This window comes from Luteibacter sp. (genome assembly GCF_009912395.1).
Taxonomy (GTDB): domain Bacteria; phylum Pseudomonadota; class Gammaproteobacteria; order Xanthomonadales; family Rhodanobacteraceae; genus Luteibacter.
Genome location: NZ_WNDO01000009.1, coordinates 30,723 through 56,652 on the forward strand (window position 1 = coordinate 30,723; position 25,930 = coordinate 56,652).

The following is a 25,930-nucleotide window of genomic DNA, read 5'->3' on the forward strand; positions in this document are numbered from 1 at the left end:
TTGAACGGACCCGCCGACACCCACGTCCACGACGAACGCCTCCAGGATATCTTCCGCGACGGCGTCGTCGCCGAAGACGTCCCCGAATTCTTTCCCCTCCTGCGCGGCCGTCCGCTGCTGCGCACCTTCTCGGCGCTGTTCCACGGCACCGAGGAACAGGTGCTTCTGCGCCTGCTGGTGCTGCGCACGCTGGGCAACCGGCCCAACGCGCCCGACTGGGCCCCGCAGGAGATCCGCGACCAGTTCGCCTACGTCGAGCCCGTGAAGCTCGAAACCGTCGTGCAGCGCCTCAAGGACCACGAGCTCATCGCGTGGGAAAACGAGACGATGCGCTATCGGGTCAGCACGATCGGCCGCAAGGCGCTTGCCGCGCTGACGACGATGCTGGAGTTCGAGAACGGCGACGACGATGGCCTGGGCTATCTCACCGCCCAGCTCGCCGCCGGACAGGCCGTGGGCCGCATCTCCACCGACGAGCTGGGCCACCTGCTCTCGCGCCTCACCGAGCTGAAGGACGACTTCGATCGCGCCGTGCTGTCCGGCTCCGAACACCGCATCCGTCGCGCCGCCGAGCGCCTGGAATCGGTGTGGACCTGGGTTGAGAAGGGCACCGAAGTGGTGGCCGCGATCACCGAAGGCGACGAACTGGAGCCGATGGCGCATCGCCTCGCCCAGGCCGTGGGCCGCGCGCAGAGCGCCCTGCTCCGCCAAGCCGGCACCTTTCAGCGCGAACTGAACAAGATCGACCAGCACCGCGTGCACCTGGGCCGCACCGGCCTGTCGTCGTCCGACCTGGTCGGCTGGCTGCGCGCGCAGGATGCCGAGACGCTGGCTTCCTTCGAAGACGGCGAACTGCTGCTGCCGCTGCCCGCACCGTTCATCCACGACCAGATCGCGCTCGACGTCGCGGAATTCGAACTGCTCGAACGCGAACGCCTCGCCACCGAGGTGACGACGCTGCCGGGCGCGGAAGAACCACTGGACACGGCCGACCTACCCATGGGCGAGGAAGACCTTCGCCACCTCGAGGACTGGCACGCGGAACTGGCGGCCATCGCCGCGCCGCGCGAACTGGCGCAGACGCTGATCGGCGACGACTACGCGCTCTCGGCATATCGCCTGTCCCTGCTCGGCCTGCTCGGCGACCCCGAGTCGGCGGCGCTGGAAGGCGGCACCGCCGACCTCGCCCGCCTGCCGCTCGCGCTGGAAATCGAGCCTGTGCTGATCGACCCCGAATTGCCCCAGATCGCGCTGATCAGCGTCGGACGCCTGCGTCCGCGCGACGGCGCGAAGGACACCACCGATGCATGACGATACCGCCAGCCTGGTCACCCGGCTGCTCGCCCAACGCTGGCTGCCGCGCGACGACGTCCAGGCGCGCAAGGCCCTGCTCGATCCGGCCTTCCGTGACGAACTCGACCGCCGCCTGGATGCCGTGGGTTTGGTGCTGCGCGAACACCCCTACGCCGCGTACATCGGCCTCGCCGTCGCCCGCAAGAGCGAGCGCGCTGTGTTCGGCGGCAGCGACAGCTGGATCTCCAACACGCTGCAACTCGATCGCGACGGCGTCGCGCTGCTGGTGGTGATCTGGGCGCTGATCGTGCTGCCCAAGCGCCAGCGCCAGGTCGAACGCCAGGACGCCGACGCGGCCGCTTCGCAGAGCCAGATGTTCGCGGAGGAGAAGCCCATTCCGCGCGATCCCACGTTGTCCCCGGTGATCGCCGAGCGCACGCTCATCGCCGACTTCGCCGAGAAGCTCGGCGGCAAGACGCGCGTGAACTTCAACCTGGGCACGCTCAACCGCCTGGGCTTCATCGTGCGTCGCAAGGGCGAGGTGGCCGAAGGTCCGCTACTCGACCTCGCCTTCGACTACGAACGCACCGCCCGCCGCATCCTCGATGGCGCCCTCGGCGACCTGCTGGCCGACGCCGCCTCGCGCGCCGCGTCCGCACCCCCGGTCGACGACGTGGACGACGAACCGCAGGACGAGAACGACGCGGAGGAGAACACCGATGTTTGATTTCCGCAGCCTCGAAGTTGTCCATTGGGATTACTGGCAGCGCTTCAGCCTGCCGCTGGACACCAACATCGTCACCGTCGTGGGCCCGAACGGCTCCGGCAAGACCACGCTGCTGGATGCCTTGCGCACGCTGCTCACGATCGACTGCGCCGGCAACCGCGACTACAAGAGCTACCTGCGCCACAACGGCAAGCCGTTCGCCTGGCTGCGTGCCCGCGTGGGCAACATCCCCGGCCCCAACGGCGAACGCCCGTTCTTCCCGATCATGGACCGCGAGGTCACCCTCGCCTGCCGCATCCAGAAGAAGGGCGGCGAGTGGACGCGCCAGTACGCCGTGCTCGGCGGCGACGTGAGCGTGGAAGATATCGAGGCGCGCAACGATTTCATGGGTCTGCGCGACTATCGCGTACGCCTGGAAGGCGCCGGCCTGTCACAGGCGATCCGCCGCGTGCTCACGCTGGAACAGGGTGCCACCGACAAGCTCTGCCAGCTGCCGCCGAAGGCCCTGCTCGACCTCGTGTTCGACGTGTTCGGCGACAAGGTGGTGCTCGACGACTACCAACGCGCCCGCAACGAACAGATCGAGGCCGACCGCGAACAGCACGGCCTGGAACACCAGCTCTCGCTGATCGGCGTGAGCCTGCAGGAGGCCGAGGCCCGTGCGCGTTCGTTCCAGGAATGGAACGCGCTCAAGAGCGAACGCGTGTCGCTGGTCGCCGACATCCTGCCCCGTACCGAACTGGCCGACCTCGGCGCCAGCGTGCGCGGCGCGCGTCCGCAGCTCAATGGCGTGAAACGCCGCGTGGGCGAGCTGGAACGTCGCGACGTGGAACTCACCCGCCAGTTGGCCGACCTCGATGCCACCGGCGAAGCGCTGCGCGGCGAACAGCACGAGGCAGACATCGCTCGCCAGGCCACGCAGAAGAGCCTCGACGCCGCGCGTGCCGAGCTGGCACAGAATGACCTGCTGATCCGCCAGGAAACCCGCCTGCGCGACATGATCGCCGCGCAAGGTGGTGCCGACCACGAACGCCTGGCCGACCTTGCCCGCGAGGCGCGCGCGAAGGTCGCCGCCCTGCAGACCGAAGAAGGCAGCCTGCGCCAGTCGTTGACGACGCTCACCACGCAGCTGTCCGCGTGGCGTAGCGGTCGCCGCTACACGCCCGATTTCGAAGCCTCGTTCCGCCGCGCGCTCGACGAGGCTGGCATCCGCCACAGCATGCTGAGCGAGATCGTCGAGATCGTCGAACCGCGCTGGCAGCCCGCCGTGGAAGCCGTGCTGGCGGATTATCGCCACGTCGTGCTGCTCGACGATCCACGCGACCGCGAGAAGGCCTGGAAGCTCGGCGAGCAGCTGCGCTACAAGCACTTCGTGGTGGCGGACCGCGCCCCCGCCGATGCCGCCACGCGCGGTTCGCTGCTGGAGGTGGTGGAATTCTCCGCCGCCGCGCCGGACTGGCTGCTGCGCAACCTCGACCGCATCCGCCGTGTCGACGATATCGCCGAAGGTTCGAAGTTCGGTCGCGAGCAGGACTGGATCACGCCGCAGGGTTACTTCCGCGAACGTCGCGGCGGTCGCCATCTCGGCGTGGACGACATGTATTTCGGCGCAGCCGCGCGCGAGCGCCAGCTGCGCGACGGCGAGGCGAAGCTGCGCCAGGTCGAGACCCGCCTGCGCGAGATCGCCGACGAACGCAAGCAGGCCATGGCCCAGGCCAGCGACGCGGAAGGCGTGCTGCGTGGCGCCAGCGCCAGCAGCCAGCTCGCCGATCGCGCCGACGAATTCAACGAGGCCCGCGAACAGCAGCCGCGTTTGCAGGAAGACGTGTAGCGCACGGCCGACAGCCATGTCGCGGCCGAACAACATTACGAGGAAGTGCGCGAGAAGCGCCTGAAGACGTCGAACGCGCGCGACAACGCCGCGCGCGAGCAGCGCTCCGTGCAAGGCCAGCTCGCGGACGCCGTGCGCCAGTATCACCAGTTGCGCGGCGAACAGGTCGATCGTCTCAAGGCCTTCCGCGCCAAGCGTGTCCATGTGCCGCTGTCGCAACGCACGCGCACCGCCACGGCGGAATTGCGCGAGCGTTTCGAGTCGCCTTCGGCCGTGCGCCGCGAGATCGACCGTATCGAGCGTCGTCTCGAAGAAGGCCATTGGGAACAGGATCCGAGCGTCGTCGCCCTGCGCGAGAAGCTCTGGGCCGACCATGAAGGCCTGAAGCTCGACCTCGACAAGCGCCGCCTCCATCTGGAGCGCGCCGGCAAGATCACCCACGAAGCGCGCGGCGCCTATATCCAGGTGCTGCGCAACACCGTGCGCCGCTACGCGAAGAACCTGAAGGTGCTCGCGGAACTGGCTGGCATCGGCGTGGACGTCGACTTGCCCGAACTCAGCAACGACGATCTCGCCTTGGCCTCGGCCGCGCTCAATGTGCGCTTCGAGTTCGACAAGAAGGGCTGGATCGGCATGGATGACGGCGAGGCGTCGGGTGGCCAGCAGGTCATGAAGTCGCTGCTGTTGCTCGTGGCGCTGATGCGCGACGAGGATCGTCCCGGCGGCTTCGTGTTCATCGACGAACCGTTCGCGCACCTGGACATCTTCAACATCGATAAGGTGGGCGCGTTCCTCAAGTCCACCCGCGCGCAGTACATCCTTACCACCCCGGCGACGCACAACGTCAACGTGTTCCAGCCATCGGAACTGACCCTGGTCACCAGCAAGCGCCGCCCCGGCGCCACCTGGGCCCAGCCGCTCGCCGTGCTACGGCGTCGGGCCGAGGTGGCCTGAGGATCAGTAAGCGCCTCTGGCGGGGACAGGATTGTCTTCGCCCGAGCCGTCGAGCGCGTTGCCCGAGGCGTCGGTCGGACGCTGGCGGGTGGGGTCGTGTTCGTCGTAGAGGTCGTGAGCGGCAGCGCGACGACGTGCCAGCAACCAGGCGGCGGTGAGCGCCGCGACACCGAGTCCGGCGCCGATGGCGATGCCTGCACGGGGATGAAGGCGCACCTGCGTTACCGCTCGGCTGGCCACGACGCCGGCATGACCGGTGTACTGGCGCGTGGCGCCAACGAGTTCACGCTTACGGTCGTGGGTAACGGCGCCGACGAGGCGCTGCGCGCGGCCGGTCAGTTCGCGGGCCAGGCTTTTGCGGAAGAGGGTCATGTGGGGGTCTCCGTGATGCACGATGACCACCATGACGGCCGGTTCGTGATGGGAATGCGTTGGAGACGTTCCCCCGATGTCACGATTCATCGAACGTTTTATGTAGGAGCGCGCTTGCGTGCGATGCCAGGTCGCCGCAAGACCCATCGCGTGCAAGCACGCTCCTACAGAGCTACCGCCGTTCCCGACGCGCCGGGCCGATGTAGGAGCGCGCTTGCGCGCGATGCCAGGTCGTCGCAAGACCCATCGCGCGCAAGCGCGCTCCTACAGGACGTTAGGGGAGGCTGGCGAGCCAGTCGTCGTCGGAGCCTTCGTTCACGCCTTCGAAGAGGAAGGTGGAGAGATAGCGCTCGCCCGTGTCCGGGAGCATGGCGAGGATCACGCTGCCTTCCTCCGCGGTTTTCGCGAACGCCAGCGCGGCGGCCACGGTGGCACCGGCCGAGATGCCCACGAAAAGGCCTTCCTCGGCAGCCAGGCGGCGGGCCGTGTCGCGCGCGACCACTTCATCCACCGGCAGGTCGATATCGAACACCGTGCGATTGAGCACGCCGGGGACGAAATCCGGGGTCCAGCCCTGGATCTTGTGCGGGGACCATTCCTTGCCGTCCAGCATCGACGCGGCCGCCGGCTCGGCGACGACGATCTTCACCTCCGGGCGCGCGACCTTCAGCACCTCGCCCACGCCGGTCAGCGTGCCGCCCGTGCCCCAGCCCGTGACGAAGGCGTCGAGACGACGGCCCGCGAAGTCCTGGAGGATTTCGGCGGCGGTGGTGCTGCGGTGGTAGGCCGGGTTCGCCGGGTTCTCGAACTGGCTCGGCAGGAACCAGCCATGCTTCTCGGCCAGCTCCTTCGCGCGACGGACCATGCCCGTGCCGCGCTCGGCGGCGGGCGTCAGGATGACCTTGGCTCCGTACGCACGCATGAGCTTGCGCCGCTCCACGGAGAAGGTCTCGGCCATCGTCGCCACGAACTTGTAGCCTTTCGCCGTGCAGACCATCGCGAGGGCGACGCCCGTATTGCCCGAGGTGGCCTCGATCACGGTGTCGCCGGGTTTCAGGAGGCCCTTGCGTTCGGCATCGAGTATCACGGCGATGGCGAGGCGGTCCTTGACCGAACCGCCGGGATTGAACGATTCGACCTTTGCGTAGAGCGAGACGTGCGACGGAGCGACACGATGCAGGCGTACGATGGGGGTTCGGCCAATCGTGTCGAGGATGCTTTCATGGATCATGGGCGTGTCCCGTGATGGGTAAAGGCAAGGCCTCAAAGGTACTCCCACCGTGGCGCGCACGACAAATACCCATTCGATGTATCCATATGAATAGACGTCCATACGTGATGACCATCGCCCTGCTGCTGACCGCCCCGGTCATGGCGCAGGATTTTCCGCGCACGCCTGCCGAGTACCTGGCCCGGATGGACACCAACGGCGATGGCAAGGTCGACGAGGCCGAGTACGTGCGCTACATGAGCCAGGGCTTCCTGCGCATGGACATCAACGGCGACGGCGTGATCGACGCCAACGACGGGCCGATGCCGCCGGGACGCAAGCCGGTGAAGCTGGAAACGTTCCAGCACGATCTGATCATGCAGTTCCATCGGCTGGACCTGAACCATGACGGGTATCTGGATGCGAAGGAGCTGGCCCGCCCTCCTCGCTGATACACCCCGACTGTTGTAGGAGCGCGCTTGCGCGCGATGGGGGGTGCCGCGAGCACCCATCGCGCGCAAGCGCGCTCCTACAACGGCATGAGCGAGGCGCGGGGTCATCGGTTCGGCTACGCTTGCCACTCCCTGGGGAGGGCCGATGAACACGACGGAACTGTTCCTGATCGCCATGACGATCATCCTGGGCGCGCCGTACCTGGTGTGGCGCGTGTTACGGACCGATTACTGGGCACCGTTGGTGGTGGTGCAGATCCTCGCCGGCATCGCGCTGGGGCCGGGCGTGCTCGGCCGGATGTTTCCGGATTATTACGCCACGGTGTTCGCGCCCCCTGTCGTTGCCGCGCTGAACGGTATCGCGTGGTGGGCCGTGATGGTCTTCGTGTGGATCGCTGGCATCGAACTCGACCTGCGCGAGGTATGGCGACAGCGCCGCGAGTGCGGCACCACCGCCGCGCTCGCGCTCGGTGCGCCGCTGGTCACCGGCTGTCTCGCCGCACTGGGCCTGCTGGCCTGGCGCGACGGCTGGATGGGCGAGACCGCCGCCACCTGGCAGTTCGTGCTGGGCATCGGCATGGCCTGCGCGGTGACGGCGCTGCCGATCCTGATCCTGCTGCTGGAGAAACTCGGCATCCTCCGCGAGCCCCTGGGCCAGCGGGTGCTGCGCTACGCCAGCCTCGACGACCTGGCCATCTGGGCCGTACTCGCGGTGATCCTGCTCGACTGGAAGCGCGTGGGTCACCAGGTCGCATTCCTTGCCGTGTTTGCGCTGGCGGCGGTGGTGTTCCGCCGGATAATGGTGCGGTTGCGCGAATCGGATCGTTACCTCACGGGATTGGTCTGGCTCGCCGCCTGCGGCTACGGCGCGGACTGGTGCGGCCTGCATTTCATGGTCGGCGCCTTCCTGGCCGGCGCGGTGATGGATCGCGACTGGTTCCGGCTGGAAGGCCTGGATGCGCTCCGCCACAACGTGCTGCTGACGGTGATGCCGGTGTATTTCCTGTCGACCGGGCTGCGCACCAACTGGGCGCTGGGCGGCGCGGCGGTGTTCATCGCCGCCGGCGTGCTGCTGGTGGCGTCGGTCGCGGGCAAGCTCGCGGGGGTCGGCCTCGCGGGACGCCTGCTCGGTTGGAAACCGGGCGACGCCTGGACGATCGGCTGGCTGCTGCAGACCAAGGCGTTGATCATGATCATCTTCGTCAACGTGTTGCTCGACCGCCACCTGATCACCAGCGAGACCTTCACCGCCCTGCTGCTGATGGCCGTGGCGAGCACGATGCTGACGGTGCCGATCGTGGCACCGCGACTGAAACGACCCTGACAGGAACGACGGCTCCCATGGACACCCCGCTGCCACGCGCCGCCCGCCCCGCCGCGGTGATCTTCATCTTCGTCACCATCCTGATCGATATCCTCGCCTTCGGGATCATCATTCCCGTGCTGCCGCACCTCATCGAGACCATGACGGGGGGCGGCATATCCAACGCGGCCTGGTGGGTCGGCGTATTCGCCACGGTGTTCGCGGCGATCCAGTTCATCTGCGCGCCAATCCAGGGCGCGCTGTCGGACCGCTTCGGCCGCCGGCCGGTCATCCTGTTGTCGAACCTCGGCCTCGGGCTCGACTTCGTCTTCATGGCGCTGGCGCCGTCGATCTGGCTACTGATGCTCGGGCGCGTGATCTCCGGTATCACCTCCGCGAGCTACACCACCGCCAACGCCTACATCGCCGACACCACGCCGCCCGAAAAGCGCGCAGGCGTCTTCGGCCTGATGGGCGGCGCGTTCGCCATCGGTTTCATCGTGGGGCCGGCCCTGGGCGGCCTGCTCGGCAGCATCGACCTGCGCCTGCCGTTCTGGATAGCCGCCGCGCTGGCCTTGCTCAACTTCCTGTACGGCCTGTTCATCCTTCCCGAGTCGCTACCGCCGGAGAAGCGGGCGAAACGTTTCGAGCCGCATAGCGCCCATCCCATCGGGGCCCTGAAGATACTTCGGCGCCATCGGGAGGTCTCCGGCCTGGCCGTGGTCATCCTGTTGTTCTATCTGGCTCACTACGTGCTGCAGACCGTCTTCGTCCTGTACGCGGACTTCCGCTACGCCTGGGGGCCACAGGCGGTCGGACTCATCCTCGGGCTGGTCGGCCTCAGCGATGGCGTCGTGCAGGCGCTGCTGGCCGGTCGACTGACCGCACGATTCGGCGAGCGCCGCCTGCTGCTGGCCGGGATGGGCTTCGGGGTGATCGCCTTCCTCGTCTTCGGACTGGCTCCCTACGGCTGGATGTTCCTCATCGGCATCCCGATCATGTCGCTCTGGGGGCTCGCCGGCCCGCCGATCCAGGCGCTGATGACTCGCCATGTCGCCCACGACGAGCAGGGCAAGCTCCAGGGCGCCATCGCCAGCATGGGGAGTTTCGCCGGCATCTTCGGCCCCTACCTGTTCGCGCAGATCTTCGCCTATTGCATCGCCCCTGAGCGTACGGTCCACCTTCCCGGATTTCCCTTCCTGGTGGCCGCCGTGCTCATCGCGGTTGGCGTCGCGGTCGCCGCCCGGGCAACCCGAGGCGACATCGCGCCGTTGCAAACGACCGAGCCAAATCCCCCGTCTTCGGCGTAAGATGTGCCGGATTTCGGCATAGCAACGCGACGGTGTTGGGGCGTGCGTTTGGACAACCAGCAGTGGGAAAGCAAGTATGTCGAGGCTGTCGAGCGGTTACGCCGTGAGGAAGCCCAATGGCGCGATGCCGAGACGCTGCTTCGCCAGTTGGTCGGCTGCCTGTCGCGCGTGGCGCTGGGTGCCAACGATGGTATCGATCCGCATATCGAACGCCTGAGTGGCGCGATGCAGGGACCACCCGAGTCCCTGGAACCGCTGGTTCGCGAACTCACCGACGCCATCGACAACCTCGGCGCCCATCGCGACGGCGTGCACGAGGCGCCGCCGATCCCGATCACCCGCCCGCAGCGCACCGAGCACGGCTCGTCCGTGCAGTCGTCCCTGAGCCGCCTGGTGGATCGCATCGTGGTGCTGCCCAAGCTGGCCGACCGCGCGAACGACCTGCGCCACGACGTGGCCGACGCGGGCGACCTCGTGGCACTGGCCGCCTGCGGCGATCGCCTCGCCGACCTCGTCAACGAGCAGCGCATCGGCCTGCAACGCGAACTGGACGCGCTTCAGGCCGTGCTGCGCCATGTCACCGGCCGCCTCGACGAGATGACCCAGTACATGTCGCGCGAGCTGACCGACCAGTCCACCGGCGAGGCCAACGGCCAGGCGCTCGACGCCTCCGTGGCCCACGAAATGCGCCTGCTGGGCAAGGCGACGCTCGAGCTGGACGACATGCACGAGCTGCGCGAGCAGGTGAACCACAGCCTCGAGACCATCGCCGAGTGCTTCCACGAGTTCCGCGACCGCGAGGGCACGCGACTCACCGCCTACCGCGAGCGCGCGGAGGCAATGCGCCTGCGCGTGGAGCAGCTGGAAACCGAGCGCACCGCCCTGCAACGTTCCCTGGAGCGCGAGCACGAGCTGTCGCAGACCGACACGATGATCGGCATGCCCAATCGGCTGGCCTACGAGAAGCGCATCGAGTCGATCTACGATAACTGGCTCGTCACGGGCCGGCCGCTAAGCATCGCGGCCATCGACATCGACCATTTCAAGAGCATCAACGACACCTACGGCCACACGGCCGGCGACGCGGTGCTGCGGATCATCGGCCAGGCGCTGGTGAAGTACGTGCGCCCGGTGGACTTCGTGGCGCGCTACGGCGGCGAGGAGTTCATCGTGATCTTCGACGGTGCCGACGAGACCGAATCCCTGCAGGTGTGCGAACGCCTGCGCGGCAAGGTGCAACACCTGAACTTCCACGCCGCGCGCCAGCCGGTGCGGGTGACCGCATCGATCGGCCTGGCGCAGTTCCGCACTGGCGACACGCCGCGCTCGGTGTTCGACCGCGCGGACCTTGCGCTATACACGGCGAAGAACGGCGGCCGTAATCGCTGCGTCATCGGCTAACACCGGCCGCTGTAGGAGCGCGCTTGCGCGCGATCCCGCGTAGCGGGCCAGGTTGCCGCTGCCGCGGATCGCGCGCAAGCGCGCTCCTACACAGTCGTTTGCTAGGCTGAGACGCCGAAGATGCGGCCGACCAGGGCGGTGAGCGCCATCGCGCCCGCGCCCCAGAAGACGATGCGCATGACGGAGCGAAGCACACTGCCGCCGCCCATACGCGCCGAGGCGGCGCCGAGGATCGCCAGCGCGACCAGCGAGACGCCCACGATCGCGACCGTGACGTGATCGCGCGGCGCCAGCGCAGCGGCGGCGATCGGCAGCACCGCACCGCTGGCGAAGCTCACCGCCGAGGCGGCCGCCGCCTGCACGGGACGCGCGGCGGTTTCTTCCGACATACCCAGTTCGTCGCGCATGTGCGCGCCCAGGGCGTCATGCGCCATCAGCTGCGTGGCGACCTCGCGTGCAAGTTCGCGATCTAGGCCACGGTGCACGTAGATCTCCGTCAGTTCCTTGAGTTCGCCCTTGGGATCCTCGCGCAGCTCGCGCGTCTCCAACGCCCGCTCCGCATGCTCACTGTCGGCTTGCGAACTCACGGACACGTACTCGCCGGCCGCCATCGACATGGCCCCGGCGACGAGGCCCGCCACGCCCGCAACCATGACGCTGCCCGCGGAGGCTTCCGCCGAAGCGACACCCACCACGAGGCTCGCCGTGGACAGGATGCCGTCGTTGGCGCCGAGCACGGCGGCACGCAGCCACCCCAGCCGACCAACCCGGTGTACCTCGCCATGTCGTGCCGTCATGCCTGTTCCTCTTCCTTCCGTTCCACCCGTTCTTCGAGACGGGACACCAGCCAACCGATGGCTAGCGCGCACAAGGTACCGAACAACACCTCACCCAGTCGCCACGCGGCCATTTCCCAGCGCGGACCCTCCGCCGGCACCAGCAGCACGATGGCCGAGGTGATACCGCCCACACGCGCCGCCGCGCCGGCACCCGCCAGCCAACAGGCCACGGTGACCAGGCATAGCGCGAGCGAGAACGAGAACAGGTCACCCGTGCCGCCCGCCCACAGGCCGACCAGGCCCGCGATGGCACCGAACAACGTGCCCACGACGCGATCGTGGCCCGCGCCTCGGGTGTCGCCGAAGTGGGGCTGGGTGACGGCGATGGCACTGATCGCCGCCCAGTAGGCCTGCCCGGGATGGGCCAACCAGCCCACGCCATAAGCCAGGCAGGCGGAGGCCATGGTCTTGAAGGCCATGAACAGGCCAATACGGGCGCGCCGCCGCAGCGGCAGGTCGCGGAACAGGTGGTCGAGCAGACGCTGTGCGCGACGCAGTCGCAGGATGCGGATGGCGTCGGAACGCGGCGACTTCGGATCGGCGGGGCTCATGCCCTCATCCTACCGTCGGAAGCCGTCGACGGACCGCCAACAAGCCCCCACAATACGCGGCATCGCGGCCACGCCGGCCGCTCCTACGCAGAGAGTCACACCATGTCCGTCTCGATGTACCAGGCCTCGGTCCCCGTCCTCGTCCGCGCGCTCACCAACCTGTCCGCCGTGCTGAAGAAGGGCGAGGAGCATGCCAAGACTCGCAACATCGCCGAGGAAGTGCTGCTGAACACCCGCATCACCCCCGACATGTTCCCGCTGGCCCGCCAGGTGCAGATCGCCACCGACATGGCCAAGGGCGCCGCTTATCGTCTCTCCGGTGAGCAGCCGCCGGCCATGGCCGACGACGAGACCACCTTCGAGCAGCTCCAGCAGCGCATCGCCAAGGTCATCGGCATGCTCGAGGCGTTCAAGCCGGAGCAGATCGACGGCAGCGAAGAGCGCGCCATCGTGCTGAAGGGCCGCACGGGCGACCGTCACTTCACTGGCCGCCCCTACCTGTTCGAATACGTGATGCCGAACGTGTACTTCCACTGCACCACGGCCTACGCGATCCTGCGCGGCGCCGGCGTGGTGGTGGGCAAGTCGGACTTCCTGGGCCACTGATCCCTTGTAGGAGCGCGCTTGCGCGTGCTCCTACGGTCAGGCCTTGAGTTTCCAGCCGGTGCGGAAGATCCACCAGACGATGCCCAGGCAGATCAGCAGGAAGCCCACCGTGGCGCCGGCGCTGACCACGACGTTCACGTCGGCCTTGCCGTAGAAGCTCCAACGGAACCCGTTCACCAGGTACACCACCGGGTTGAACAGCGTGATCTTCTGCCACACGGGCGGAAGCATCGAGATGGAATAGAAGCTGCCGCCCAGGAAGGTGAGCGGCGTGATCACCATCAGCGGCACCACCTGCAGTTTCTGGAAGTCGTCCGCCCACAGGCCAATGATGAAACCGAACAGGCTGAAGGTGATCGCCGTGAGCAGCAGGAAGCCCACCATCCAGAACGGATGCATGATCTCGTAAGACACGAACAGCCGCGACGTGCCGAGGATCAGCAGGCCCAGGATCACCGACTTGGTGGCCGCCGCTCCTACGTAGCCGATCACCACCTCCACGTACGACACGGGCGCCGAGAGAAGCTCGTAGATCGTGCCCGCCCACTTCGGCATGTAGATGCCGAACGCGGCATTGGAAATGCTCTCGTTGAGCAACGACAGCATGATCAGGCCGGGGATGATGAAGGCGCCGTAGCTCACGCCGCCCACGTTGCCCATGCGCGAGCCGATGGCCGCGCCGAACACCACGAAGTAGAGCGAGGTGGACAGCACCGGCGAGGCGATGCTCTGCATCAGCGTGCGGAAGGTGCGGGCCATCTCGAAGCGGTAGATGGCGCGGATCGCGTGGATGTTCATGCGCGTCCCCTGACGATGCTGACGAAGATTTCCTCGAGCGAGCTTTCGCTCGACCGCAGGTCCTTGAAATCCACGCCCAGCTCGCCGAGCTTGCGCAGCAGTTCGGCGATGCCCGTGTCCTCGCCTTGCGTGTCGAAGGTGTAGGTGAGGGTCTGGCCGTTGTCCGACAGCTCCAACGGCCAGCTTTCCAGCCCCGGTGGGATGGCCGACAGCGGCGCCTGCAATTGCAGCGAGAGCTGCTTCTTGCCCAGCTTGCGCATCAGGCTGTGTTTCTCTTCCACCAGCATCAGCTCGCCGCTGGTGATGACGCCAATGCGATCGGCCATCTCCTCGGCTTCCTCGATGTAGTGCGTGGTGAGGATGATGGTGACGCCCGACTTGCGCAGGCGATGCACCATCTGCCACATGTCGTGGCGCAATTCCACGTCGACGCCGGCGGTGGGCTCGTCGAGGAAGAGCACGCGCGGTTCGTGGGCAAGCGCCTTGGCGATCAACACGCGGCGCTTCATGCCGCCGGAGAGCGTCATGATCTTCGCGTCGCGCTTCTCCCACAGCGACAGCTCGCGCAGGATCCGCTCCAGGTACACCGGGTTGGGTGCCTTGCCGAACAAGCCGCGGCTGAACTTCACCGTGGCCCACACGCTTTCGAAGGCATCGGTGGACAGCTCCTGCGGCACCAGGCCGATCAGGCCGCGCGCCGCACGGTAGTCGCGGACGATGTCGTGGCCGTCGACCGTGACGCTGCCTTCGCTGCCGTTGACGATGCCGCAGATGATGCTGATCAGCGTGGTCTTGCCCGCGCCATTGGGGCCGAGCAGCGCGAAGATCTCGCCGCGACGGATGTCGAGGTCCACGCGCTTGAGCGCCTGGAAACCACTCTTGTACGTCTTGGAAAGGCCACGCACCGAGACGATGGCGTCGGCTATCGATTCGCTCGAGGTCATAGGATTCGGATGGACGGGAAGAAGGGGGCCGATGGTAGTGTGGGGAGTCCGTCGAGGAAAACCAATGCACCACGACACACCGATCACCCGCTGCCCCTGGGGCGACGCCGACGACCTCATGCGCGACTACCACGACCGCGAATGGGGCGTACCCGAGCGGGATGGCCGCAAGCTGTGGGAGAAGCTGGTGCTGGACGGTTTCCAGGCCGGATTGTCGTGGCGCACCATCCTCGCCCGGCGCGATGGGTTCCGGCGCGCCTTCGAGGGCTTCGAGCCGGACATCGTCGCCGCTTACGGCGACCGGGAGGTCGAGCGCCTGCTCGCGGACCCCGGCATCATCCGCTCGCGCAGCAAGATCGGCGCGGCCATCGGCAATGCCCGGGCCTATGTCGCCATGCGCGAGGCCGACGAGGACTTCGCCGACTTCTGCTGGGCCTTCGTGGGCGGGGAACCGCTGGCCTGGGAAGGCCCCGTGCCGCCGAACAGCCCGCTGTCCACCCAGGTCTCCAAGGCCTTGCGCAAGCGCGGCTTCACCTTCGTGGGCCCCACCATCGTCTTTGCCTGGATGGAGGCCACGGGCCTGCTGAACACCCACGCCTCGGACTGCTTCCGGCGCCGGCAAGTGAATAGCAAGTTACTGAAAAAGAAGAATTAACGGGTTTTTTAGCCCGGCAGGCGCAGGATCATGGACAGGGGCTGCACCATGCGGCCTTCCTTGTCAGCGCACCCAACCGTCAGCGAGGGTCCCATGGCTTCCAGTTCCGCCCAACTGTTCATTCCCTACAGCGAATCGACACAGGGACCGTGGATCGTCCGCCGCGCTTCCCTTCCCCTTGGCCGCTACGCCTCGCAGGCGGCGGCGATTGCCGCCGCCGAGCAACTGGCGCCCGGCCTCTCCGACAGCCTCGGCCTGCCCGTGGAAATCCACGTGCAGCAGGCGGACGGCACGTGGGAGGAACACACCTTCGTCGTGGCCGGCCTCGTCAGCGGCGCGATGCCGCGCAGCGGCATGGGCCACCACGCCTGAGTGCCACGGGCTGAGACGGCGATAAGGTAACCTTGCAAGGTTGCCTTTAGATGTTTTCGTATCCGCCCGATGCTCACCGATGACACCAAAGCCGCGATCCGCGCCGCCTATGCGCGGCTGAAGGACGGACTCACGGGCTTTCGCGGGCGCGCCTCGCAGCTGAAGATGATCGCCGAAGTCGCCAAGGCGCTCGCCGAGACGACCGGCGCCGCCGTGATCGAGGCGCCCACCGGTACCGGCAAGTCCATGGCCTACCTGATCGCCGGCCTGGAAGTGGCGCGCGCGCAGAAAAAGAAGCTGGTGATCGCCACGGCGACCGTGGCGTTGCAGGAGCAGTTGGTCCAGCGCGATATCCCGCAGTACATGACGTTGTGCGGCGTGGAGGCGAAAGTTGCCCTGGCCAAGGGCCGCGCCCGATACCTGTGCCCGCGCAACTTGCGCATGGCCAGTTCGGAGCCGGCGGCGCAGACCGGGTTCGACTTCGACGCCGACCTGGCGCTGTGGTCGCGACCGCCCGCCGAGCGGGACACCAAGGCCATCGAAATCCTGGGCAAGGCCTTCGAGGGAAAAACCTGGAACGGCGACATCGACACCAGCCCCGAGCCGCTGTCCGACCTCGTACGCGGCATGGTCACCACCAGTGCCGGCGGCTGCACGGGCCGCAAGTGCGGCGCGTTCGCCGTGTGTCCGTTCTTCGTGGCACGCCGCGCGATCGGCGAGGCGGACATCGTGGTGGCCAACCAGGACCTGGTGCTCGCCGACCTCACGATGCCGCGCGACGAAGACACCTTCGGCGGCGTGATCCTGCCCAAGCCCGAGGACACGCTGTACATTTTCGACGAGGCGCACCACGTGCCCGGCAAGGCCATCGACCGTGGCGCCGCCGACGTGCACCTCGCCACCGCGACGCGACGCATGGGCCGCTTGCAGAACCAGATCCACGCCGCCTACTCGCTCACCGACAAGGAAACCATCGGCAATCTCTCGCTGGAAGCCGGCGACGAGAAGATGCAGGAGCTGTCGAACGCGCTGGAAGAGATCGAGCGCGAGATCCGCATGGGCTGGACACCGTCGTCCAGCGAAACCGAGCCCGTGTTCCGCGCCTCGCTGGGTCAGCTTCCGGACAACTGGAAAAGGCACGCGGAGCACCTGCACCTGCTCACCCGCGACATCCAGCGCTGGATCCGCACCGTGCGCCGCACCGTCGTGGAGATGGAGGCCGGCGGCCCCACCCAGGACGCGCTGTCGCGCGAACTGGGCGTGGCGCTGGAACGTCTCGATCGCCAGGTGCGCACCTGGTACGCATGGTCGACGGAGGATCGCGAGAACGCCCCGCCGCTGGCGCGCTGGGTCAGCATGACGCCGGAGCAGCAACTGGTCTGCCATGCCTCGGCGGTGTCGGCTGGCGGCCTGCTACGCAGCGTGCTCTGGGACAACGCCTCCGCCGTGGTGATGACCTCGGCGACGCTGAGCGCGGGTGGTAACTTCCGCGGGTTCGCCGACTCGGTCGGCCTGCCGGACGAGGCGGTGACGATCAGCCTGCCCTCGCCGTTCGACCTGGAGAAACAGGCGACGCTCGCGGTGCCCGCCTTACGCACCATGCCGGACGACCGCGAGGGCCATGCGCGCGAGGTCTCCGAATGGCTGGCGAAGCATCTGGACTGGGACGCGGGCAACCTCGTGCTGTTCACCTCGCGGGCAAAGCTGGATCGCGTGTTGCAGATCCTGCCCATCGAATACGTGCGCAAGGTCCGCGCGCAGGGCTCGCTGTCGAAGGCGCAGCTCATAGCCGAGCATTGCGCCGACATCGAGGCCGGCAAGGGCAGCACGCTGTTCGGCCTGGCCTCCTTCGGTGAAGGCCTCGACTTGCCGGGCAAGCTCTGCGAGACCGTCGTGGTGACCCAGCTCCCGTTCGCGGTGCCCACCGACCCGGTCGGCGCCACCTACGCGGAATGGCTGGAAGCGCGCGGCCGTAACCCCTTCATCGAGGTGAGCGTGCCGGATGCCACGCGCATCCTCACGCAGTACTGCGGACGCCTCATCCGCACCGAAACCGATACCGGACGCATCGTGCTGCTGGACCGTCGCGTGGTCACCAAGCGCTATGGCACCGGCATGCTCCGCGCCCTTCCTCCCTTCGCACGAGAGATCGAGCGCGTCGCATGAAGATCGTTCCGTTCAACGAACTGAAGGCCGTGCCGTGGAAGAACGGCCTCGGCATCACGCGCGAAATCGCGGTGTCGCCGGAAGGCGCCGGGATGGACGAATTTCTCTGGCGCGTGAGCATCGCCGATGTGGATACGGCGTCGCCATTTTCAACGTTTTCCGGGATCGACCGTACCATCGTACTGCTGGAAGGCGACGGTTTCACGATGACGCTGGATGGGGATCGCGAGCATGCGCTGACCGTTCCATGCGAGCCCTTCGCCTTTCCGGGCGAGGCAAAGGTGGATGTGACGCTCGCTGGTGGCGCCACGCGGGATTTCAATCTGATGGTGCGGCGTGGGAAAGCACGCGGTGAGGTGCGGGTACTGCGTGGCAAGGTCGATGTGAATCAGGCTGCGCTCGTTCATCTGGTACGCGGAGCAGGCTTCGCCGATGGAATGCCTTTGCAGGCGGGCGATACCGTGTTTGGCGCGACGTCCATTGCCTTGGAATCCTACGCCATCGCCCTCGCCGTCATCCTGTAGGAGCGCGCTTGCGCGCGATCGCGCGCAAGCGCGCTCCTACAAACGATTCCATAGATCTACCGAGGTCAGCTGGTACGGCACCGACGGCACCGCGTCCTGCCAGCGCTCCACGCCCGGAAAAAGATCGCGCAGATCCAACACCAAGGTCGCGAAACTCTTATCGGTTTCCGATACGACCAGTACGTCCCCATCGTCCAGATGAAAGAACAGGAACACTGTGTCGTAAGACGCATCGTCGCGGTTCCCCGCCTCCACCCGTCGTACCGTGGACAGCGCGACATGGCGCACGCTTAGGGGTCCGTTCACATGCACGATGGTCTGTTCCACACCATCGAAACGGACGCTAGGCCGCGTCGTCAGCCGCTCGCGCAGCCGCCCGACCAGTCCGTGAGGATCGTTTCGCTGCATATGTCCTGTGCCCCCCAGCACGAAAACGGCGACGGTTCAAACGAGGTTCACGCCTGAGCCGCATCGTAGGCGGTCGCCTGACAGGAATCCAGCCATGCGCGATATCCATGCCACCCTGCTTCACGCCATGGCCGCCGCCCCGGTCGCCAGCGCGCCCGTCACTGCCGTCGCCGACCTCGATCTGGCACGTTATGCGGGCACCTGGCACGAGATCGCGCGCCTGCCCATGTATTTTCAGCGCAAGTGCACCGGCGCGGTGACCGTGACCTATACGGCACGCCCCGACGAAACCGTCGCGGTGGAGAACCGCTGCGATTCCGCCGAAGGCCCCATGGTCGCGCGCGGCATCGCGCGCCGCCCCGAATCCTTCTCACGCGGCAAGCTCGAAGTCACCTTCGCGCCGGCCTGGCTGCACTGGTTGCCGATGGTATGGGCCGATTACTGGGTCATCGCGCTCGATGACGATTACCACTGGGCAATGATCGGTCAGCCGGGACGGAAGTACCTGTGGATCCTGTCGCGCGAACCGTCCCTTGACACCACGATTTTCGAATCACTCAAGGAGCAGGCACATTCGATGGGTTACAACCTCGATGGGTTGATCGTCGCGAATGAACAAACCGACGAGTAGGTCCAGCCTCGGACATCTTCATCATTGCCCCATCGATGTCACCCTTGGTATACCGATTGTTCTTGAGTGTGCCGACATTGATCACACCATAACGCCCCCTTTTAGACAGGATGTCATTCGTAACCATGGACGGTAACAAAGCCCTCTTTCCAATGATCTTCACCCAATCCGTAGAATCCGAAAGAAAATCCATCCTGATGATCGCAAAAACCCGGCTTGGCCTTGAGGAAATCGATAGCTCTGATGGCATCAGCTTCCGAGTGAAATATCCCGATCATCCGAACATGATCCACTTCTTCCGGAAACTCGTACTCGTGGTGCACGATAAACACAGGATCACCCAGTTCACCCGAGGTATCGATCAGGCGGCATGAAATGCTTTGCTGTCTGTTCTCATCGAAGCCTGTAGACCATGCGGCCACTCCCACAGGTAGTTCATGGATGGTAAATCCTTCCGGACTCTCCAAAAACCCAGGGAGCATCCTGGCTCGACCCATAGCCAGCACTGCTGCCTCCTGGGAGGGGTATATGCCGATAAGCTTTGTATCTACCCCCTCCTCATCCATCAGATGGCCATGCAACAACACGTATGCCGACCTACCCATCTATAGCAATCCTCAGGGGCCCTTGGAATTTCGATCACCTCTCCTGATGGAAGTGCGCATCATCGACTCCTCAATGATTGGCTCAATACGTCCTTCGCTTAGCGTCACAGATCTATCCCCGATCGAAGGTAAACCTGCTGGTATCCCGTCCACCCCGAGCACCCATAGTTGTTGCACGCCCTGACGCGATACCTCACGTAGCCCATCGCGAAGACGACGCTCTTCCAGGACGTGGCGTTCACGCCATATGTGTTTACCGTCTCATCCGGTGTCATTTCTTCCAGTTCATAGCGGGTAGCCAGCGCCGTCACGTTCCACATCGCTGTCACCGTCGGCTTTGAGGTCGCTCCACCCGCTGCCACGGCAAAACCGATCGGGGTGTACGGCAGGAGAACCACGTTCACCGCGACCTCGTTACTCCAACTCGTGCAACCACTGCTGTTGCAACCCTGGACCATGTAGCGATAGCTACCTTCCGGACGCCCCGCCGTCGACCACGATTGTGAGGCAGCGTTCTGGACTTCCGTCCAGTTGGCTCCATTGACACTTTCGACCACCCTGTAGGTTGTTGCCTGGGGCGACGCCGTCCAACTGAGACCGTAAGTGCCGTTGTTGCTTGCGCCGCCTCCGGACAAGGTCGGCGCACCCGTCGGCGGAACGACCACAACGACATAGCTACTGCTAACGTAGCCGCTGCACCCATGGGCATTACACGCCCTGACCCGGTAGTACCAGTTGCTCGACACCGTCTCGGTGATAGTCGCCGAGGTCGCCGTACCGTTGTACACCTGCGTCCAGTTGCCGTCGTAGCTGTGTTCCACCTGATAGGAGGTCGCGGTGGCTGTCGAAGGCCAGCTGATGGTAACGGTTCCCGACGAGCTTCCAGGTACGTTGATACCCGCCGGCGCGGAAGGTGGCAGGAGCACATCGACATTCCACGTTGATCCAAAGGGTGCGCAGCCGCCGGCTGCACACGCCTGTACCTGATACCCGTACGTACCGGTGCCCTTGCCCGTACCGGACCATGACGTCGCCTGCGAACTAGACACCGTTACCCAACTGCCACCGTTGACGCTTTCTCGCAAGTTGTAGGCGGTCGCTCCGGCTATCGCCTGCCATCCCACCGACAGGGTGCCGTCACTACTACCGGTACTACCGCTGAGCGTTACGTAGGGGCCGGCAACCAGGGGTGCTATACCGAAATCCCGGAACCAGTGCAGACCTTCCTGCACCAATTCGAACTGAACGCGACGATTGCTACCGAGCAATTGGGACGCCGGTGTAGCGATGGTGACCGCGGCATGCTGGCCTGGTGCGATCTCTGGAATGGCCTGGCGCGCCACGTCGTTCGCCACCATATTGCCCGCGGCATCGATCAGATGATTGCCCAGGTTGATCGGATGCGGCCCGATCGATGCCAATGTCACCGAGCCTCGGTTGGCAATGTCAATCGTGGTCAGCACGTTCTGTCCGTCCGTTGACAGCGTCGGACCGGCGATAATCGTCAGCAGGGGATTGACCTGCTCCCGGGTCACGCCGGTCACGTTGTTGCACAGATTACCGGTGCCCGCCGTGGGGCAGGCCGAGTAAGGCCCTATGTCTACCGTTGTATTGTTCGGCCAGTCCTTGAACCAGCCGACCCGAGCCTGGACGAGGGAAAAACGCACCAACTTGCCTGTGCCGAGTACGGCCGCAGCGGCCACATGCATGGTAACGGAGCCATGGCCGCCTACCGGGATATCTGAAGGAATATCCACACCGTAAGGAATTTCCGTCTCGTTACCCGACGCATCGACCAAGTGATACGCCATGTACACCGGGTAATTGCTATGGGCGGTTAGCGCTCGGGTACCTCGGTTGAGGATATCCAACGTCACGTCGATCGTCGTGCCATCGGTAGACAACTGGGGAATCCCAATGACACCGAGTGCCGTACTTACCTGGGAGGGTTGGAGAATGTCGATGTTTTCGCTGGATTTAGCGATTAGCTTTTTACCAAGATACACATACTTACTGCCCATGTGCGTTGTTGGATCCAGCTCCCACATCAACTGCCCGGCCGCGTTATACGCGTAGTATGTCGTGCCCTGCGACGTCACCTTCTTCACCCGGCGACCCGCCGCATCATAGGTGTAGCTTCCCTTGCCCGGAATCGATGTCAGGCGGTTCGCCAGGTCGAAGTTCAGCGTCTGGCTATCCTTGACCGTCGTGTTTCCGCGCACGTCGTAGTTGAAGCTGTGTAGCACCGACGCACCGTTGTCGATCGAGCGCAGCAGGTTCGATCCGTCGTAGTTGTACGTGTTCGTACCGCTGCCGTTGGTCAGTGTGCGGATGTTGTTGAGCGTGTCGTAGGTGTAGCTCTCCGTGCCCCACAGCTGGCCCGCCGTCGCCGAGACCAGGCGGTTAAGGCCGTCGTAGCTCATCGCCTTGCTGCGCTGGTTGGTCCCCGACACGTCGGTGATCTGGCTCACGTTGCCGTTGGCGTCATAGGCGAAGTCCTCGCTGACGTTCGGCGTGCCGTTCTTGCCATAGGTGAAGTTGCGCAGCAACTGGCGGGCGTTCTTGTCCGCTGCGTAGAGCGCGCCGCTACCGAGCGTATACGACTTCACGTCGCCATCCGGAAAGTAGCTGACACCCGATGCATAAGCGCTCGCCTGGGATGGCTGCCCCAATGCGTTCGGGGCGTAATCCACAAACACGCCATCGGGATACAGCACCGCGCGGAGGCGACCTGTCGGCGTGTAGTCATAGCCCAAGCCCCAGCGCCAACCGTCGATGGACAACACTTCGGCCGTCAGCAGACCCATCTTGTTACGACCGAAGGTCCAGCTAGCCATGCCCGCCGTCGCCGTCGCCGGGTTGCCACGCGCATCGTAGGTGAAGCTACTCGGCTCGGTGCCGGCCGGATAGACCACCGAGGTCACCCGGTTCATCGCGTCGTAGCCGCGTACCGTCTTCAACGCATCCGCCACCTGCTCCTGGCCGCAGCCGGTACCGTTGAATGACGCGCCAGAAACGCTCCATGCCAGGTTATCGGCACCGTCATAGGCCATGATCTCGCTGCCGGATTCCGGCTCCCACGTGCGGCACAGCCGGTGCTCGCCGTCGTAGGTCATCGTCTTGGTCAGCGACAGCCCCTGCCCGCCCTGCGTGATCGACAGGGGATTGCCGTAGATGTCGCGCTGGATCGTCTGGCTGATCCCTTCGGGCGCCTCCACCGCGATCACGCTGTTATACGAGGGCTGGTCCAGCATCTGGTAGCGCGTCGTCGTGACGTTGCCCTTGGGATCGGTCACCCGGCGTGCACCGCCGGCCAGGTACTCCGTGCTCGTCAGCAGGTCGCCCAACTCGGTGTGCTGGAACAACTGGATGGGGCGGCCGAGCACGTCGTAGCGGGTCACCGTGCCCAGCGCCATGCCGGCCAGATCGGGCGCGCCATCGACGGTATAGGACTGGAAGGTCTTGCGGCCCGCCCAGTCGTAGTCGGTACGGGACGAGCGATAGCCGATACCAGTATTGGCCTCCGCCTCACCATAGGCCACCGGACGCAACATCGCGTCGTAGTCCATCCGCTGGCTCCAGTTACCCTGGGTCACCATGCGCATCCAGTGCGCGCCGCCGACGCCTCGCGCGGCGCCGATGTAGCCATACCAGAAGGTCTTCGGGGCCCAGGCCACGCTGTCGCCCGCCGGATAGTCGATGCGCGCCAGGCGCCCGATCGCATCGTAGCTGTACGAGGTCAGCGCACCGGTCTGGTCGGCAATCGCCGTGATCTGACCCAGGTCATCCACGGCCACGGTCTGCGCCGTGCCATCCGGATAGCGAATGATCCGCGGAATGCCGCGGTAGTAGTTTTCCAGCCCTGTTGTATGGCCGTTACCGTCGGTGAAACTCGCCAGCTGGCCTTGGGCGTCGAAGGTGTAGCCCATCACCTTGCGACCGAAGCGATAGCGCTCGGACAGGGTCAGGCTGTTAGGATCGTAGACGTTGCGACTGAGCTCTTCATTGCTGCCGACGTTCACTGAACGCGAGGGCAAACCCAGCACCCAGCGACTCGTCTGGTTGACCACCTCGTCGATCTGGTCCAGTACGGGCTGTCCGACCATGGTATTCGAACGAGTCGACCGCAAGGGATGAGCGAATGCATCGAACGCCGTGACATTCCATGTGTAGGTGACGCCATCCTGCACGATATCGCGTCGTTGCAACGGCCGCTGCTGCGATGTCTTGTCGTAGTTGTCGATCGACATCATGTTGGTTCCCGCCCGGGCAGGCCAGGGACCACCATTCGGTTCGGCGTAGGTGTGGGTCTCCAGCCTGCGCATCGTACCCTGCGCATCGTCGGTCTGGACGGAAAGCAACTGGCCTTCCGTACCGTCGTAGCGATTACTGAACGTGTAATGATCGCGCTTGCCGTCCGGAGCAATCACGTCGGTCCAGGTCGTCGTCGGGCAATTACCCGTGCAATCGCTCCAACTCGCGTTGGGCGGCGAGTAGCGGTAGTTCCAGGTCGAATCCACACCGGCACCCGAGAGGCGCTTGCTGTATAGACCGGCGGTGACCCACCCGAACGGAATATCGACGGCAAAGGTCTTCGGATCGCAGATTTTCCTCGTGAACGATCGCCCGCGCGCTAGGAAGCCGAGATTGAAGGTGCCGGTAAGCCCGGAAGGATGCGTGATGCTGACCGTCTGCGTGGGCCTGAATCCGCCAGGCACGCTCGGCGGCGTGCTGCAGTCACCCGCCTCGTACATGTCGGACAGGCGAATATCACGCAGACCAGCAAGGTCGAAGGTCCATCGGGATCCATCGGGAAGCACTACCGCATCCAAGGGCCCACCCAACGCTGTGCCGTTCGCACGATACTGATAACGCCACGTACGGGCATTGGCACTACCTGGCTGCACGGTAATCGACTGGACGCGCGAAGAGCTTCCCACATAGTCGAATCCGACTTGCCTTCCATCGGACGCCACGATCCGTGCGAGCCGGTTACCGCTATATTGGTAGTCGACGGCATTGCCAAATCGGTCTTCGACTCGCGTCACCAACATCGATGCCTGGTCGCGCACCAGGAAATCGCCTTCGATGATCGCGCTCGGTCGCATGAGCGTCCCGGCCCGCAGGGAGACATCGGACGCGCTGGGCTTGACGATTTGTGGCGCAAAGCCGTAAACGAGCTGGTTAAACCAGTAGCGAGTACCGTCTGGCGCCGTCGCCAGGAAGGCCTCGCCCTTTTCACCGTTTGCGGTACCCGGTAGACAACCGACCACCCAATGATCCAGCGTGACGATCTTGCTCGTCGAGCCATCGGGCACGAGTGGATTTCCAGCGTCACGATAAAGCAGATCCTGACTGCCGCCACCGGGAAGCACCAGTTGATAGCCGTTCCACCATTTCTTGGGATCCCACGGCGACATGGTGCTGTCATGGGGCGGCGGAAGCACCGTCGGTGGGGGTGAGAACTGCGAGCACCGGTTGAGCGACCCAGTGAACGCACCATTCGGTGAAACGACCCAGCCACGGACATTCTGCTGGTCGGCGACGATCGTGGTGATCCTGGGCAGCGAAAACTCCCAATCGGCAAACGATCCACTCTGATAGCCCGATGTCGCATAGGCCATATCGCGCATCGCGAACGTGCGTGCGATATCGATCGACGGACCGGTGCCCGGCAAGTGGATGTCCACTTGCTCAAACGAGAGGTCACCCGTGGAGAGGTTCACTTTCTCGCCAAAGGGCGCCTCACCCAACGGCTGGATATCCTCCGCCACGCGGATCTTCTTACGGAACTCGTCTTCGGGCGTTACAGCCTCCTGGGCCCTGACGTTCGTACCGACCACCGTCAGGCCAAGAAACAGGAGAAGCGCAAACCCACCCCGAAATCTAGGCATCCGAGGGCGTGCCGGCCGATCCGAAGACATCACGTCGCACATGCGCACTCCCCTGTTCATACGCATTCACCCGAACCGCCACCG

23 protein-coding genes are annotated in these 25,930 nt (G+C 65.3%); 14 read left to right on the forward strand and 9 right to left on the reverse strand.

The features are described from left to right. From GAK28_RS10060 to GAK28_RS10075, 4 genes are read left to right on the forward strand one after another with little or no spacing between them, the layout of a single operon-like run. Nucleotides 1-1,311: a hypothetical protein gene (locus tag GAK28_RS10060; RefSeq protein ID WP_291778060.1), complete on the forward strand. Its 1,311-nt coding sequence runs from the start codon at nt 1-3 to the stop codon at nt 1,309-1,311. Continuing rightward, nucleotides 1,304-2,020 (forward strand): hypothetical protein, encoded by a 717-nt coding sequence (locus GAK28_RS10065; RefSeq protein ID WP_291778062.1) that lies wholly within the window; start codon nt 1,304-1,306, stop codon nt 2,018-2,020. Before GAK28_RS10060 ends, GAK28_RS10065 begins: the two co-directional genes overlap by 8 nt. After that, complete coding sequence (locus tag GAK28_RS10070) at nt 2,013-3,851, forward strand: ATP-binding protein (protein WP_291778065.1); 1,839 nt, start codon at nt 2,013-2,015, stop codon at nt 3,849-3,851. The genes GAK28_RS10065 and GAK28_RS10070 overlap by 8 nt, the downstream gene beginning before the upstream one ends. A gap of 45 nt (nt 3,852-3,896) precedes the next feature. Then, complete coding sequence (locus tag GAK28_RS10075) at nt 3,897-4,805, forward strand: hypothetical protein (protein WP_291778068.1); 909 nt, start codon at nt 3,897-3,899, stop codon at nt 4,803-4,805. 3 nt (nt 4,806-4,808) lie between these two features. On the opposite strand, the gene GAK28_RS10080 is transcribed toward GAK28_RS10075, so the two are convergent. Both GAK28_RS10080 and cysK read right to left on the reverse strand, forming a co-directional pair. Next, the gene (locus GAK28_RS10080; RefSeq protein WP_291778071.1) at nt 4,809-5,177 is read right to left on the reverse strand and encodes a hypothetical protein; all 369 of its coding nucleotides are present in this window, start codon (nt 5,175-5,177) and stop codon (nt 4,809-4,811) included. 274 nt (nt 5,178-5,451) lie between these two features. Next, complete coding sequence (gene cysK / locus GAK28_RS10085; protein WP_291778073.1) at nt 5,452-6,408, reverse strand: cysteine synthase A; 957 nt, start codon at nt 6,406-6,408, stop codon at nt 5,452-5,454. Nucleotides 6,409-6,494: 86 nt separating this feature from the next. Between cysK and GAK28_RS10090 the strand changes: the two genes are divergently transcribed. From GAK28_RS10090 to GAK28_RS10105, 4 genes are all read left to right on the forward strand, one after another. Next, entirely contained in the window at nt 6,495-6,839 is a 345-nt protein-coding gene (locus GAK28_RS10090) for an EF-hand domain-containing protein (protein WP_291778074.1), read from the forward strand. A 145-nt stretch (nt 6,840-6,984) separates the two neighbouring features. Beyond that, a complete protein-coding gene (locus GAK28_RS10095) occupies nt 6,985-8,163 on the forward strand; it encodes a cation:proton antiporter (RefSeq protein ID WP_291778077.1) in 1,179 nt (392 codons plus the stop codon). Nucleotides 8,164-8,180: 17 nt separating this feature from the next. Beyond that, the gene (locus GAK28_RS10100) at nt 8,181-9,452 is read left to right on the forward strand and encodes a TCR/Tet family MFS transporter (protein ID WP_291778080.1); all 1,272 of its coding nucleotides are present in this window, start codon (nt 8,181-8,183) and stop codon (nt 9,450-9,452) included. 42 nt (nt 9,453-9,494) lie between these two features. After that, nucleotides 9,495-10,853 carry a GGDEF domain-containing protein gene (locus GAK28_RS10105; protein ID WP_291778083.1) on the forward strand — a complete coding sequence of 453 codons (1,359 nt, stop codon included), beginning with the start codon at nt 9,495-9,497 and terminating at the stop codon, nt 10,851-10,853. Between the two features lie 101 nt (nt 10,854-10,954). On the opposite strand, the gene GAK28_RS10110 is transcribed toward GAK28_RS10105, so the two are convergent. Together GAK28_RS10110 and GAK28_RS10115 are read right to left on the reverse strand one after the other, a co-directional pair. Further along, nucleotides 10,955-11,650 carry a VIT family protein gene (locus GAK28_RS10110; RefSeq protein ID WP_291778085.1) on the reverse strand — a complete coding sequence of 232 codons (696 nt, stop codon included), beginning with the start codon at nt 11,648-11,650 and terminating at the stop codon, nt 10,955-10,957. Then, nucleotides 11,647-12,243 carry an FUSC family protein gene (locus tag GAK28_RS10115; RefSeq protein ID WP_291778087.1) on the reverse strand — a complete coding sequence of 199 codons (597 nt, stop codon included), beginning with the start codon at nt 12,241-12,243 and terminating at the stop codon, nt 11,647-11,649. The genes GAK28_RS10110 and GAK28_RS10115 overlap by 4 nt, the downstream gene beginning before the upstream one ends. Before the next feature lie 102 nt (nt 12,244-12,345). On the opposite strand from GAK28_RS10115, the gene GAK28_RS10120 reads away from it, so the two are divergent. After that, complete coding sequence (locus GAK28_RS10120; RefSeq protein ID WP_291778088.1) at nt 12,346-12,849, forward strand: DUF1993 domain-containing protein; 504 nt, start codon at nt 12,346-12,348, stop codon at nt 12,847-12,849. A gap of 36 nt (nt 12,850-12,885) precedes the next feature. On the opposite strand, the gene GAK28_RS10125 is transcribed toward GAK28_RS10120, so the two are convergent. Further along, on the reverse strand, nt 12,886-13,647 hold the full coding sequence (locus tag GAK28_RS10125) for an ABC transporter permease (RefSeq protein ID WP_291778091.1): 762 nt from the start codon (nt 13,645-13,647) through the stop codon (nt 12,886-12,888). Beyond that, nucleotides 13,644-14,591 (reverse strand): ABC transporter ATP-binding protein, encoded by a 948-nt coding sequence (locus GAK28_RS10130; protein ID WP_291778093.1) that lies wholly within the window; start codon nt 14,589-14,591, stop codon nt 13,644-13,646. Before GAK28_RS10130 ends, GAK28_RS10125 begins: the two co-directional genes overlap by 4 nt. 64 nt (nt 14,592-14,655) lie before the next feature. Between GAK28_RS10130 and GAK28_RS10135 the strand changes: the two genes are divergently transcribed. The 4 genes from GAK28_RS10135 (at nt 14,656) to GAK28_RS10150 (ending at nt 18,308) form a co-directional block, all read left to right on the forward strand. Further along, nucleotides 14,656-15,246: a DNA-3-methyladenine glycosylase I gene (locus GAK28_RS10135; protein ID WP_291778097.1), complete on the forward strand. Its 591-nt coding sequence runs from the start codon at nt 14,656-14,658 to the stop codon at nt 15,244-15,246. Between the two features lie 93 nt (nt 15,247-15,339). Further along, complete coding sequence (locus GAK28_RS10140) at nt 15,340-15,618, forward strand: DUF2188 domain-containing protein (protein ID WP_291778101.1); 279 nt, start codon at nt 15,340-15,342, stop codon at nt 15,616-15,618. Between the two features lie 69 nt (nt 15,619-15,687). Next, nucleotides 15,688-17,784 carry an ATP-dependent DNA helicase DinG gene (dinG, locus tag GAK28_RS10145; protein ID WP_291778104.1) on the forward strand — a complete coding sequence of 699 codons (2,097 nt, stop codon included), beginning with the start codon at nt 15,688-15,690 and terminating at the stop codon, nt 17,782-17,784. Next, nucleotides 17,781-18,308 (forward strand): HutD family protein, encoded by a 528-nt coding sequence (locus tag GAK28_RS10150; RefSeq protein WP_291778107.1) that lies wholly within the window; start codon nt 17,781-17,783, stop codon nt 18,306-18,308. Before dinG ends, GAK28_RS10150 begins: the two co-directional genes overlap by 4 nt. A 36-nt stretch (nt 18,309-18,344) precedes the next feature. On the opposite strand, the gene GAK28_RS10155 is transcribed toward GAK28_RS10150, so the two are convergent. Next, complete coding sequence (locus GAK28_RS10155; RefSeq protein WP_291778109.1) at nt 18,345-18,716, reverse strand: hypothetical protein; 372 nt, start codon at nt 18,714-18,716, stop codon at nt 18,345-18,347. A 94-nt stretch (nt 18,717-18,810) separates the two neighbouring features. Between GAK28_RS10155 and GAK28_RS10160 the strand changes: the two genes are divergently transcribed. Then, entirely contained in the window at nt 18,811-19,347 is a 537-nt protein-coding gene (locus GAK28_RS10160) for a lipocalin family protein (protein ID WP_291778111.1), read from the forward strand. A 113-nt stretch (nt 19,348-19,460) separates the two neighbouring features. On the opposite strand, the gene GAK28_RS10165 is transcribed toward GAK28_RS10160, so the two are convergent. Together GAK28_RS10165 and GAK28_RS10170 are read right to left on the reverse strand one after the other, a co-directional pair. Then, complete coding sequence (locus tag GAK28_RS10165; RefSeq protein WP_291778113.1) at nt 19,461-19,952, reverse strand: hypothetical protein; 492 nt, start codon at nt 19,950-19,952, stop codon at nt 19,461-19,463. A gap of 104 nt (nt 19,953-20,056) precedes the next feature. After that, entirely contained in the window at nt 20,057-25,846 is a 5,790-nt protein-coding gene (locus GAK28_RS10170) for a hypothetical protein (protein ID WP_291778114.1), read from the reverse strand. Nucleotides 25,847-25,930 lie beyond the last annotated feature (84 nt).

Bases quoted from the DNA above. Each gene is read 5' to 3' on its own strand.
- GAK28_RS10170 (WP_291778114.1), bottom strand. From the start codon at position 25,846: ATGCCTAGATTTCGGGGTGGGTTTGCGCTTCTCCTGTTTCTTGGCCTG.
- GAK28_RS10125 (WP_291778091.1), bottom strand. From the start codon at position 13,647: ATGAACATCCACGCGATCCGCGCCATCTACCGCTTCGAGATGGCCCGC.
- GAK28_RS10095 (WP_291778077.1), top strand. From the start codon at position 6,985: ATGAACACGACGGAACTGTTCCTGATCGCCATGACGATCATCCTGGGC.
- GAK28_RS10090 (WP_291778074.1), top strand. From the start codon at position 6,495: ATGAATAGACGTCCATACGTGATGACCATCGCCCTGCTGCTGACCGCC.
- cysK (WP_291778073.1), bottom strand. From the start codon at position 6,408: ATGATCCATGAAAGCATCCTCGACACGATTGGCCGAACCCCCATCGTA.
- GAK28_RS10130 (WP_291778093.1), bottom strand. From the start codon at position 14,591: ATGACCTCGAGCGAATCGATAGCCGACGCCATCGTCTCGGTGCGTGGC.
- GAK28_RS10100 (WP_291778080.1), top strand. From the start codon at position 8,181: ATGGACACCCCGCTGCCACGCGCCGCCCGCCCCGCCGCGGTGATCTTC.
- GAK28_RS10140 (WP_291778101.1), top strand. From the start codon at position 15,340: ATGGCTTCCAGTTCCGCCCAACTGTTCATTCCCTACAGCGAATCGACA.
- GAK28_RS10080 (WP_291778071.1), bottom strand. From the start codon at position 5,177: ATGACCCTCTTCCGCAAAAGCCTGGCCCGCGAACTGACCGGCCGCGCG.
- GAK28_RS10135 (WP_291778097.1), top strand. From the start codon at position 14,656: ATGCACCACGACACACCGATCACCCGCTGCCCCTGGGGCGACGCCGAC.
- GAK28_RS10165 (WP_291778113.1), bottom strand. From the start codon at position 19,952: ATGGGTAGGTCGGCATACGTGTTGTTGCATGGCCATCTGATGGATGAG.
- GAK28_RS10070 (WP_291778065.1), top strand. From the start codon at position 2,013: ATGTTTGATTTCCGCAGCCTCGAAGTTGTCCATTGGGATTACTGGCAG.
- GAK28_RS10110 (WP_291778085.1), bottom strand. From the start codon at position 11,650: ATGACGGCACGACATGGCGAGGTACACCGGGTTGGTCGGCTGGGGTGG.
- GAK28_RS10150 (WP_291778107.1), top strand. From the start codon at position 17,781: ATGAAGATCGTTCCGTTCAACGAACTGAAGGCCGTGCCGTGGAAGAAC.
- GAK28_RS10160 (WP_291778111.1), top strand. From the start codon at position 18,811: ATGCGCGATATCCATGCCACCCTGCTTCACGCCATGGCCGCCGCCCCG.
- GAK28_RS10155 (WP_291778109.1), bottom strand. From the start codon at position 18,716: ATGCAGCGAAACGATCCTCACGGACTGGTCGGGCGGCTGCGCGAGCGG.
- GAK28_RS10120 (WP_291778088.1), top strand. From the start codon at position 12,346: ATGTCCGTCTCGATGTACCAGGCCTCGGTCCCCGTCCTCGTCCGCGCG.
- dinG (WP_291778104.1), top strand. From the start codon at position 15,688: ATGCTCACCGATGACACCAAAGCCGCGATCCGCGCCGCCTATGCGCGG.
- GAK28_RS10065 (WP_291778062.1), top strand. From the start codon at position 1,304: ATGCATGACGATACCGCCAGCCTGGTCACCCGGCTGCTCGCCCAACGC.
- GAK28_RS10115 (WP_291778087.1), bottom strand. From the start codon at position 12,243: ATGAGCCCCGCCGATCCGAAGTCGCCGCGTTCCGACGCCATCCGCATC.